Source organism: Acinetobacter calcoaceticus, from assembly GCF_051947995.1.
Taxonomy (GTDB): domain Bacteria; phylum Pseudomonadota; class Gammaproteobacteria; order Pseudomonadales; family Moraxellaceae; genus Acinetobacter.
In genome coordinates this window covers 1-12502 of the sequence record NZ_JBLVVH010000002.1, presented here as the reverse complement: position 1 = coordinate 12502, position 12502 = coordinate 1, and the positions used below count along the sequence as shown (strand labels likewise).

Below are 12502 nucleotides of genomic sequence, written 5' to 3'. Positions count from 1 at the left end.
AACTGTTTACTTTGATTAAGTAATCAAATACTGATGCTGTAATGTGTTTTTGTAACAACTGCTTCATTTTTCCACAAAAAAAGGCACCCGAAGGTGCCTTTTTCATTCGCTAAGACTTAGAACTGGTCTGAGTTTAACGCTTGGCTAAATGCTTGGTCAACTTCACTAAAGTCATTGTGAAGTTCAAATTCAGCAGCTTCCGCTTCTTGACGACGACGCTCTAAGTGATACGCAAGACCTGTACCCGCTGGGATCAAGCGACCCACAACAACGTTCTCTTTCAAGCCACGTAAATCATCTTCTTTACCGGTTACAGCCGCTTCAGTTAACACACGTGTGGTTTCCTGGAACGATGCAGCAGAGATGAACGAGTCAGTAGAAAGCGACGCTTTGGTAATACCCATCAATTGACGTTCAAACTTCGCAGGGAACTTGTTCTGAGCCAAGACAGCCTGGTTCTCTTGAACAACGCGGATGTAATCCACTTGTTCGCCCTTAATGAAGCTTGTATCACCGCCATCAGTGATATCAACTTTACGCAACATTTGACGTACAACTACTTCAATGTGCTTATCGTTGATTTTTACACCTTGGAGACGGTAAACGTCTTGAACTTCGTTCACGATGTAGTTAGTCAATGCCACTTCGCCTTTCAAGCGTAAGATGTCATGTGGGTTTTGTGGACCATCAGAAATGGTTTCACCACGGTTGACATGCTCACCTTCGAACACGTTGATTTGACGCCATTTTGGAATCAACTCTTCGTAGATCTCTGAACCGTCATCCGGAGTAATCACTAAACGGTTCTTACCTTTGGTCTCTTTACCGAAGCTGACAACACCTGATACTTCTGCAAGGATTGCATGCTCTTTCGGCTTACGTGCTTCGAACAAGTCAGCTACACGTGGCAGACCACCGGTAATATCACGAGTACGTGAAGTTTCTTGTGGTACACGACCAATAACGTCACCCACACCAATCGTTTCGCCATCACGAACGGTCACGATTGTGTTTTGTGGCAAGAAGTAGAACTGTTCGCCGCCATCGGTTGTATCCAACACGATTGCAGGACGTAAATCTTTACCAGAAGCAGGACGTGCTGTTACAGGCAAGATTTCAACAGTTGTCATACCTGTTGCATCATCAGTTTTCGATGTTGCAGTTACGCCATCAGCGATCTGGCTGAAACGCGCTTTACCCGCAACTTCTGTGACCAATGGATGTGTATGCGGATCCCAAGTCGCTACGATACCGCCCGCTTCTACAGCTTCACCATCTTTCAACAAGATGCTTGCACCGTAAGGAAGTTTATAACGCTCGCGCTCACGACCTAAGTCATCGGCAATACCAATTTCACCTGAACGTGAAACAGAGACCAAGTGACCTTTGGCATGTTGTACAGTTTTCACGTTGTGGAAACGTACAGTACCTTTGTTACGTACTTGAACACTGTTTGCAGCAGAAGTTCGGCTCGCAGCACCACCCACGTGGAAGGTACGCATCGTTAACTGTGTACCTGGCTCACCAATTGATTGTGCAGCCATTACACCCACTGATTCACCCGGGTTCACCAAGTGACCGCGTGCAAGGTCACGACCATAACAACGAGCACATACACCGAAGGTAGATTCACAAGCGATAACTGAACGTACTTTAACTTCATCGACACCCGCTTCTTCAAGCTGAGCAGCAATTTTCTCGTCAATCAAGGTACCACGTGGAAGAACCACTTCATCATCAGATGCACGACGTACATCTTCAGCAGTTACACGACCCAATACGCGATCGCGTAATGGTTCAATAACGTCACCACCTTGAATGAATGGTGTCATGACCAAACCGCCAGCAGTACCACAGTCAGATTCAGTAATCACCAAATCTTGTGCTACGTCTACAAGACGACGTGTCAAGTAACCAGAGTTCGCAGTTTTCAATGCGGTATCGGCCAAACCTTTACGCGCACCGTGTGTCGAGATGAAGTACTGAAGTACCGTCAAACCTTCACGGAAGTTTGCTTTAATCGGGGTCTCAATGATCGAGCCATCCGGCTTCGCCATCAAACCACGCATACCAGCAAGCTGACGGATCTGCGCCGCACTACCACGGGCACCCGAGTCAGACATCATATAAATCGAGTTGAATGATTTCTGTTTCTCGTCTTCACCTTGTTTGTTTTTCACAAGGGTATAAGACAAGTTATCCATCATCGCTTTCGCTACCTGGTCGTTAGTACGCGCCCAGATATCGACAACTTTGTTATAACGCTCACCTGCAGTTACGAAACCTTGCTCGAACTGTTGTTCGATTTCACGAACTTCGGTTTCTGCTTTATCGATAATCGTATGCTTGGTTGGCGGAATCAACATGTCTTCCATACCAACAGATACACCTGAACGCGTCGCTTGACGGAAGCCCAAATACATCAATTGGTCAGCGAAGATTACAGTATCTTTCAAACCAAGTTTACGGTAGCAAGAGTTGATTAACTTCGAGATGTTTTTCTTGGTCATCTCAAGGTTGATCGATTCGAAGCTTAAACCTTGTGGAACAACTTCCCATAACAAGCAACGACCAGGAGTTGTATCAACAATGATGGTTTGCTTTTCGCGGTTACCGTTTTCATCAATCACCGTTTGGTGTACACGTACTTTTACGCGTGCATGGATTGCAACTTTACCCGTTGCTAATGCACGGTTCACTTCGTGAGTATCCGCAAACACCATGCCTTCACCTTTGGCATTTACCGCATCACGTGTGATGTAGTAAAGACCCAAGACAACGTCCTGAGAAGGAACGATGATTGGCTCACCGTTTGCAGGTGACAAGATGTTGTTTGTAGACATCATCAATGCACGTGCTTCAAGCTGCGCTTCCAATGTCAACGGAACGTGTACCGCCATTTGGTCACCATCGAAGTCGGCGTTGAACGCAGCACAGACGAGTGGGTGAAGACGGATTGCCTTACCTTCGATCAGAATAGGTTCAAATGCTTGAAGACCTAGACGGTGAAGTGTTGGCGCACGGTTCAACATCACTGGATGTTGACGAATTACAGAGGCTAGAACGTCCCAAACTTCTGGTGTCTCACGCTCAACCATTTTCTTCGCAGCTTTAATGGTTGTTGCTTGGCCAGAGGCTTGTAGTTTTGCGAAAATGAATGGCTTGAACAATTCAAGTGCCATCTTCTTCGGAAGACCACATTGGTGAAGACGTAAAGTAGGACCTACGGTAATCACCGAACGACCAGAGTAGTCAACACGCTTACCGAGCAAGTTTTGACGGAAACGACCTTGTTTACCTTTGATCATGTCTGCCAAAGATTTCAATGGACGTTTGTTCGAACCTGTAATTGCACGACCACGACGACCGTTATCAAGCAACGCATCAACAGACTCTTGTAACATACGTTTTTCGTTACGTACGATGATGTCCGGCGCAGCAAGGTCAAGAAGACGCTTCAAACGGTTGTTACGGTTGATCACACGACGGTATAAATCGTTCAAGTCTGAAGTCGCGAAACGACCACCTTCAAGTGGTACAAGCGGACGTAAGTCTGGTGGAAGTACAGGAAGTACGTTCATCACCATCCATTCAGGCTTGTTGTTCGAATCTTTGAAAGCTTCCATCAATTTCAAACGCTTAGACGCTTTTTTAAGTTTCGTCTCAGAGGTTGTTTGTGGAATTTCTTCACGTAAACGTGCAATTTCGGCTTCAAGATCGATATCTTTTAATAAGTCCTGAACTGCTTCTGCACCCATTTTCGCAGTGAATTCATCACCGTGTTCTTCAAGTGCATTGTAGTATTCTTCGTCTGTTAAAAGTTGATACTTTTCAAACGGAGTCATACCAGGATCAGTAACCACATAAGATTCGAAATACAATACGCGCTCGATATCACGTAATGTCATATCAAGAAGTAAACCGATACGGCTCGGTAATGATTTCAAGAACCAAATGTGTGCAACTGGAGAAGCAAGCTCGATGTGACCCATACGTTCACGACGAACTTTAGCAGTTGTTACTTCAACGCCACATTTTTCACAAATGACGCCTTTGTATTTCATACGCTTGTATTTACCACACAAGCATTCGTAATCTTTTACTGGACCAAAGATTTTGGCACAGAATAAACCGTCACGTTCAGGTTTAAACGTACGGTAGTTAATGGTTTCAGGCTTTTTAACTTCACCGTGAGACCATGACTTAATCATCTCTGGTGACGCAAGACCAATACGGATACGGTCAAATTCAATAGGTGCATGACCTTCTGAATCCGTTTTCTTACGCATGATATCGAGCAAGTCTTTCAATTTTTTTCTCCGTGTGTCGAGGAGCTACGCTCTCCCGACTGGGTCACAAATATTGTTTTTACTGAAATTTGGAATCTCCCCTAGCCCCTCTTTAAGAAAGAGGGGAACTTCCCCCTTAATAAAGGGGGATATAGGGGGATTTAGTCACCATTTTTCAGTTCAATGTTGATACCTAAAGAACGGATCTCTTTGGTCAATACGTTGAACGATTCAGGCATACCCGGATCCATATAATGGTTACCATCTACAATATTCTTATAGATGCGTGTACGGCCTTCGACGTCATCCGACTTCACAGTAAGCATTTCTTGGAGAGTATATGCTGCACCGTATGCTTCAAGTGCCCATACTTCCATCTCACCGAAACGCTGACCACCGAATTGTGCTTTACCACCAAGCGGCTGTTGGGTAACAAGTGAGTAAGAACCAGTTGAACGCGCATGCATCTTGTCATCAACCAAGTGGTTCAGTTTGAGCATGTACATGTAACCTACAGTTACAGGACGGTCAAACTGTTCACCGGTACGACCATCAAACAATACCGTTTGACCGGTACGTGAAATGTCTGCCAATTCAAGTAAGTCTTTGATCTGGCTTTCTTCAGCACCATCAAATACAGGAGTCGCCAATGGAACACCAGCACGTAAGTTGCCTGAAAGCGCCAAGATTTCTGCGTCAGTCAAGCTATCCAGCTCTTCCTGCTCACCACCAACCTTGTTATAAATCTTGTCTAAGAATTCACGCAGTTCAATCACTGTACGTTGTTCTTTCAACATTTTTTCGATTTTATCGCCAAGACCTTTCGCCGCCATACCCAAGTGAGTCTCAAGAATCTGACCCACGTTCATACGTGACGGTACACCCAGTGGGTTCAATACGATGTCGACTGGTACACCATTGGCATCATGTGGCATGTCTTCAACCGGTAAGATGTTTGATACAACACCCTTGTTACCGTGACGACCCGCCATCTTATCACCAGGCTGGATACGACGTTTAACCGCAAGGTAAACCTTAACAACTTTCAATACACCCGTTGTTAATTCATCACCTGTAGAAAGTTTACGCTTCTTCTCAGCAAACTTCTCGTCAATCTCGTAGCTCTTCTCTTTCAAGAACACTTGAATCTGAGTTAAACGTTCAGCGATTGCTTCATCATTTGGCTGGATTTCAAGTAAATCAACCAGCTCTAAACCAGACAATACGTCTTCAGTCAGTTTATCGCCACGTTTAGTTGAACCACCACCGTTAGATTCTTGACCTTTCAACAAACGAACAATACGTTCACGTGCTGCTTCTTCGAAGATTTTGTATTCTTCTTTCAAGTCTTTACGGTATGCATCAAGCTGAGCTTTCTCAATTGCTTGAGCACGTTCATCTTTTTCCAAACCATCACGAGTGAAGACTTGAACGTCAATCACCGTACCTTTAGTGCCAGACGGAACGCGTAAAGAAGAGTCTTTCACGTCAGCTGCTTTTTCACCAAAGATTGCGCGAAGTAATTTTTCTTCAGGGGTTAACTGAGTCTCACCTTTAGGCGTTACCTTACCAACAAGGATGTCACCCGCAGTCACTTCAGCACCGATATAAACAATACCTGACTCATCCAGTTTAGACAGTGCAGCTTCACCGACGTTAGGAATATCGGCAGTAATTTCTTCTGCGCCTAACTTGGTATCACGTGCTACACATGACAATTCCTGAATGTGAATCGAGGTTAAACGGTCTTCTTGAAGTACACGCTCAGAAAGCAAGATCGAGTCTTCATAGTTATAACCGTTCCATGTCATGAACGCGACGCGCATGTTTTGACCCAGCGCAAGTTCACCCATGTCAGTCGATGGACCGTCAGCCAAGATATCACCACGAGCAACTTTGTCGCCTAGGTTCACGATGACATTTTGGTTAATACAGGTATTCTGGTTTGAACGTGTGTATTTGATCAGGTTGTAGATATCTACACCTGCTTCACCCGCAATCATTTCATCTTCGTTGACACGAATAACGATACGAGATGCATCAACATATTCAATCGCACCACCACGGTTTGCGATCACACACACACCCGAGTCACGCGCTACGTTTGCTTCCATACCTGTACCAACAAGCGGCTTGTCAGCACGCAATGTAGGAACAGCCTGACGTTGCATGTTCGAACCCATTAATGCACGGTTCGCATCATCGTGTTCAAGGAATGGAATCAATGATGCTGCAACAGAAACAACCTGCTGTGCAGAAACGTCCATATGTGTGACGCGCTCAGGCGACATACGTACGAATTCACCTTGATGACGTACAGAAACCATTTCTTCAGTCAAGTTGCCATCTTTATCTACTGCAGAATCGGCCTGTGCAATAACAGTACCCACTTCTTCAATTGCAGATAAATATTCAACATCGTCAGTTACACGACCGTCTACAACTTTACGGTATGGTGTTTCCAAGAAACCGAAGTCATTCGCTTTTGCATAAACAGAAAGCGAGTTGATCAAACCAATGTTTGGACCTTCAGGTGTTTCAATTGGACAAACACGACCATAGTGAGTTTGATGTACGTCACGTACTTCGAAGCCCGCGCGTTCACGTGTCAAACCACCAGGACCAAGTGCAGATACACGACGTTTGTGTGTAATCTCAGACAATGGGTTGTTTTGATCCATGAACTGAGATAACTGGCTTGAACCAAAGAATTCTTTGATTGCAGCAGCAACTGGTTTCGCGTTGATTAAATCTTGTGGAGACAAGTTATCAGTTTCTGCCTGGCTTAAACGCTCTTTAACAGCACGTTCAACACGAACTAGACCAACACGGAATTGGTTTTCAGTCATTTCACCAACAGAACGTACACGACGGTTACCCAAGTGATCGATATCGTCGACTTCACCTTTACCGTTACGGATTTCAACCAATGTACGCAGTACATCAATGATATCTTCGTGCGATAAAATACCTTCAACTTCACGTGACTTCTGATCAGTACCCACTTCGTAAGGACGTCCCAAACGACGGTTGAACTTCATACGACCCACTGGAGAAAGGTCATAACGCTCAGAAGAGAAGAACAGGTTGTTGAATAAGTTTTCAGCAGCTTCTTTCGTTGGCGGCTCGCCTGGACGCATGACTTTATAGATTTCAACCAGCGCTTCTTCACGGCCAGTAGTCGTATCTGCACGTAATGTATCTGCAACGAAAGGACCACGATCGATGTCGTTCGTGAACAGGATGTTAAATTGTTTAACACCACCTTCAGCCAACTTCACCATCACTTCATGGCTAAGCACGGTATTCGCAGGAATCACATCGCCACTTTTCAGTGTGATATCTTCAGCCGTAATACGCTCATATAAATATTCATCAGGTACAGAAAGCTTGGCTAAGTTAGCAGCTTCCATTTGACGTACGTGACGTGCGTTAATACGTTTACCCTGTTCAACAATGGTTTTACCATCATTGTCCAAGATATCAAATTGCGCCATTTCACCGCGTAAACGATCTGGAACGAGGTCAATTTGATAGCTACCCATGTCAAGATAGACAGGTACTTTTTCGTAGAACAAATTCAGAATTTGTTCATTGGTATAATTCAAGGCACGTAAGATCACGGTCGCCAATAATTTACGACGACGGTCAATACGTACAAATACTAAATCTTTTGCATCAAATTCAAAATCTAACCATGAACCACGGTAAGGAATAATACGTGCTGAATACAACACTTTACCGCTTGAGTGGGTTTTACCCTTGTCATGGTCAAAGAATACGCCCGGTGAACGGTGTAACTGAGATACGATTACACGCTCAGTACCGTTAATAACGAATGTACCGTTATCGGTCATGAGTGGCATTTCACCCATGTAAACTTCTTGTTCACGAACGTCTTTAATTGATTTCGTTTCACGATCTTTAATGATCAAACGAATTTTTACGCGCATTGGTGCCGCATAAGTTGAACCACGTAAAATACATTCACGCACGTCAAACTCAGGCTTACCAAGGCTATACTCAACAAATTCTAAAGCAGCATTGCCAGAATAACTTTCAATAGGAAAAACTGAACGAAATGCGGCTTGGAGACCGATATCTTCGCGATTTTTTGGTGTTTTACCGCCTTGTAAGAATGTACGGTACGAATCGACCTGAATCGAAAGTAAGTACGGTGCTTCCATTACGTGGGGCAATTTACCAAAATTCTTACGGATCCGTTTCTTTTCGGTATATGAGTATGCCATCTGGAGTCCTCGGAAAGTAAACTAAACCCGCCTGCAGAACGGGCTTAGAAGGAATTACGCAGGCCGATATGGCCACCACTGTTTACAAATGCTGCAATTTTTAGTGGTATTAAAACGCTTAACAATATTTTTATAAGCAAAAAAATATTGGTAAGCGTTTGATTTTATTGGTTTTGCTTAAATAACATGCAAATTATACGCAAAACTAACAAAAAACGAGCCGATTATTGTAACGCAAAAAGGCTGATGACCCAAGAGCCATCAGCCATTTTTTGGAGCCGATTATCAAAAAACCGACTCCCTACAGAATTACTTAAGTGTAACTGTAGCACCAGCTTCTTCAAGCTTCTTCTTAAGTTCTTCGCCTTCTTCTTTAGAAACGCCTTCCTTAAGAACAGCTGGAGCGCCTTCAACCATATCTTTAGCTTCTTTAAGGCCAAGACCAGTAGCTTCACGTACTGCTTTAATTACAGCAACTTTGTTAGCACCGAAAGAAGTCAACTCAACGTTGAATTCAGTTTGTTCTTCAGCAGCAGCAGCGCCAGCACCTGGAGCAGCAGCAACAGCTACAGCAGCAGCAGATACGTTAAATTTCTCTTCGAAAGCAGAGATTAATTCAACAAGTTCAAGAACTGTTTTTTCAGCAACTGCGTTTAAGATTTCTTCGTTAGTTAAAGCCATGAGAATAACTCCAAATGGATATTGAATGGTGTGAAAATAGGATTAAGCCGCTTCTGACTCGTTTTTCTCTTTGAGCGCTGTAATGAGGCGACCCAATTTCGAAATAGGAGCTTGAAGAACAGAGGCAAGCATAGTAAGCGCTTTCTCTTGGTTCGGAAGGTTCGCAATAACGCTAACTTCAGCACCTTTATAAACTTTGCCATCAAATGCAGCAGCTTTAAGTTCAAATGCTTTGTTAGTTTTCGCAAATTCTTCGAACAAGCGTGCAGCTGCACCCATGTCGTCTTCAGAAGTAGAGAAACCGAGAATTGTTGGACCAACAAGGTCGTCATTCAAGATATCGAATTGAGTACCTTCGAATGAACGCTTAGCCAAAGTGTTACGCACGATACGTGTAGTAACACCTAACTTACGAGCTTCAACACGAAGTGTTGTTAATTGCTCTACAGTTAAGCCTTGGTAGTCAGCAACAACGGCAGAGAACGCTTTAGAAGCAACTTCGTTTACTTCTGCAACGATCTGTTTTTTGTCTTCGATAAGAAGAGCCATCGTAAAACCTCCTAACGGTGATTTATGCACCCTTAACAGATGCACTCCCAATTCGTAAGCCCTATTCAGACTTACACGCGGAGGAGGAATAAATCACACCACCGCGTCTACTCAGACTGGATGATTAAGAAAAACATTCGAAAATGTTTCTCGCCTGAGGTCTTTGACGCTGATAAATATTCATTTATCAATTCAAAGTTTGCTTAGATTTTCTCAAAGAGAAAACCTAAGGCTTTAAAATTCTTTCTAATTACTTAGATACGTTGCTTACGTCAACGATCAAACCAGGGCCCATAGTTGAGCTCAAAGTGATCTTTTTAACGTATACACCTTTAGACGTTGCAGGTTTCAACTTTTTCAAGTCTGCAATTAAAGTTTCAACGTTTTGACGTACAGCTTCTTCGCTAAAGCCAAGTTGGCCGATCGCAGCGTGGATGATACCCGCTTTGTCTACACGGTAACGTGCTTGACCAGATTTAGCATTCTTAACCGCGCTAGCAACATCAGGAGTTACTGTACCCACTTTAGGGTTTGGCATTAAGCCACGTGGACCAAGAATCGTACCAAGCTTACCAACAACGCGCATTGCATCAGGAGCAGCAATGACTACGTCGAAATCAAGGTTTCCACCTTGAATGCTTTCAGCAAGGTCATCAAAACCAACGATATCAGCACCAGCAGCTTTCGCAGCTTCAGCAGCAGCACCTTGAGCAAATACAGCTACACGTACAGTTTTACCAGTACCTGCAGGTAAAGTCGTCGCACCACGAACAACCTGATCAGATTTACGTGGGTCTACGCCAAGGTTTACAGCGATATCTAAAGATTCTTTGAACTTCGCAGCTGGAAGGCTGTTAAGAACTTGTACTGCTTCTTCCAGAGTGTAAACTTTGTTTGCTTCTACAGCAGCAGCAATGGCTTTTTGACGTTTAGTTAACTTTGCCATGTCTTATAGCTCCACTTCCAAGCCCATAGAACGTGCAGAACCAGCGATGGTACGAACACGAGCGTCTAAATCAGCACCAGTTAAGTCTGGTTCTTTAGTAGTCGCGATTTCTTCTAATTGAGCACGAGTCAACTTACCAACTTTAGTTTTGTTAGGTACAGAAGAACCCTTTTGAATACCAGCAGCTTTCTTAAGAAGAATAGATGCAGGTGGAGTTTTCATGATGAAAGTGAACGACTTATCGTTGTACACAGTGATCACGACAGGAATTGGCAAACCAACTTCAAGTTTTTGTGTAGCAGCATTGAATTCTTTACAGAATGCCATGATGTTTACACCACGTTGACCTAAAGCAGGACCAATTGGTGGAGATGGATTCGCTTTACCAGCTGGAACTTGCAGCTTGATATAGCCGTCAATCTTCTTAGCCATTGAAAATTACCTCTGGGTACAGACGCCGCTAGGCTCCCCAAAAAATTAAACAACACCGAAGTGTTTGAACAACAATGCCCGATCAGATCGGGCGCTTATCAACCTAGGCAGATTAAATCGTTTTTTCGACTTGGCGAAACTCGAGTTCAACCTGAGTTGGTCGATTAAATACATTAATCGTCAACGTCAAACGTGACTTATCGTACTGAACTTCCTCCACGACTCCTTTAAAGTCAGTGAACGGACCGTCAATAACGAGCAATTCTTCACCTGGTTCAAACATCGTCTTAGGACGTGGTGCTTCGCCAGTATTACGTACACGCGCAAGAATCGCATCAGCTTCACGTTGTGAAATAGGTGCCGGTTTTTCTGGTGTACCACCGATAAAACCAAGAACCTTTGGACACTCTTTAACGATGTGCCAAGTATCATCATTCATTTCCATTTCGACTAACACATAGCCAGGAAAGAATTTACGTTCAGACTTACGCTTCTTACCATCCTTCATTTCCACCACTTCTTCAGTAGGGACAAGGACTTCACCAAAGCTATCAGCAACAGTGCTGCGCTGGATTCGGTCATTAAGTGAACGCATCACTTGTTTTTCAAAACCTGAATAGGCATGAATAATATACCAACGTTTCATCGCACTCTTACCCGATAATTAACTTAATAAACCAACCTAACCCGTAATCGAAACACCATAAAACCAATGATGCAACAACCACAACCAAAAGCACTTGCCACGATGTCGTGATCGTCTCTTGTTTTGTTGGCCAGGTCACTCGACGCAGTTCAATTCGCGCATCTTGCAACAAACGCACAAAGCCTTTGCCTTGATGGGTGGCGTATAATAAACCTAAAGCGACGACGATACAAGCCAAAATTACCCCAACGCGCACCCAAATATCATTTGCTGGTGCCCAATAGGCAGGTAAATGTTGATTTACCAATGCTGAACCGATCAATAAAGCGATAGCAATCAACCACAAAACAGCATCAAGTGGAGAACCAGCGCTTACAACTTCTGCAGCATTATTTCTTTGAGGGATTGGCGCGTCGCTTAATGCGTCACGCGATTTATCATTCGACATTTTTTTACTCGTCGTAGAATTCGCGACTTATTATATGACAACTCAGCCAGAATTAAGCTTTTTTATAAAAAAAAAGTGGCAGGCCAGGAGGGACTCGAACCCCCAACATTCGGTTTTGGAGACCGACGCTCTACCAATTGAACTACTAGCCTATTATGCAAATCGAAAGCCGAAGCTTCCGATTTGAGTGTAACACAGTATTGGGCTTATGCAGTTACTTTAGCAACAACACCAGCACCTACAGTACGACCACCTTCACGG

The 12502-nt window shown here is 43.9% G+C and carries 8 protein-coding genes and 1 tRNA gene; all 9 read right to left on the bottom strand.

Annotated features, from left to right (window positions below; genetic code table 11):
• Positions 1–116 precede the first annotated feature (116 nt).
• The gene (gene rpoC, locus ACNQO6_RS03175) at positions 117–4310 is read right to left on the bottom strand and encodes a DNA-directed RNA polymerase subunit beta' (RefSeq protein ID WP_005278451.1); all 4194 of its coding nucleotides are present in this window, start codon (positions 4308–4310) and stop codon (positions 117–119) included.
• A gap of 140 nt (positions 4311–4450) precedes the next feature.
• The gene (rpoB, locus tag ACNQO6_RS03170; RefSeq protein WP_005226395.1) at positions 4451–8539 is read right to left on the bottom strand and encodes a DNA-directed RNA polymerase subunit beta; all 4089 of its coding nucleotides are present in this window, start codon (positions 8537–8539) and stop codon (positions 4451–4453) included.
• Positions 8540–8848: 309 nt separating this feature from the next.
• The gene (gene rplL / locus ACNQO6_RS03165) at positions 8849–9220 is read right to left on the bottom strand and encodes a 50S ribosomal protein L7/L12 (RefSeq protein WP_004774018.1); all 372 of its coding nucleotides are present in this window, start codon (positions 9218–9220) and stop codon (positions 8849–8851) included.
• Between the two features lie 42 nt (positions 9221–9262).
• Complete coding sequence (rplJ, locus tag ACNQO6_RS03160; protein WP_343578521.1) at positions 9263–9769, bottom strand: 50S ribosomal protein L10; 507 nt, start codon at positions 9767–9769, stop codon at positions 9263–9265.
• A 250-nt stretch (positions 9770–10019) separates the two neighbouring features.
• The gene (gene rplA, locus ACNQO6_RS03155; RefSeq protein WP_343578522.1) at positions 10020–10715 is read right to left on the bottom strand and encodes a 50S ribosomal protein L1; all 696 of its coding nucleotides are present in this window, start codon (positions 10713–10715) and stop codon (positions 10020–10022) included.
• Between the two features lie 3 nt (positions 10716–10718).
• Entirely contained in the window at positions 10719–11147 is a 429-nt protein-coding gene (gene rplK, locus ACNQO6_RS03150; RefSeq protein WP_004637639.1) for a 50S ribosomal protein L11, read from the bottom strand.
• Between the two features lie 112 nt (positions 11148–11259).
• Positions 11260–11793, bottom strand: a complete 534-nt coding sequence (gene nusG, locus ACNQO6_RS03145) for a transcription termination/antitermination protein NusG (protein WP_004656291.1) — start codon at positions 11791–11793, stop codon at positions 11260–11262.
• 7 nt (positions 11794–11800) lie between these two features.
• A complete protein-coding gene (gene secE, locus ACNQO6_RS03140) occupies positions 11801–12241 on the bottom strand; it encodes a preprotein translocase subunit SecE (protein ID WP_343578524.1) in 441 nt (146 codons plus the stop codon).
• A 76-nt stretch (positions 12242–12317) separates the two neighbouring features.
• Positions 12318–12393: transfer RNA gene (locus tag ACNQO6_RS03135), tRNA-Trp, on the bottom strand.
• Between the last annotated feature and the right edge of the window lie 109 nt (positions 12394–12502).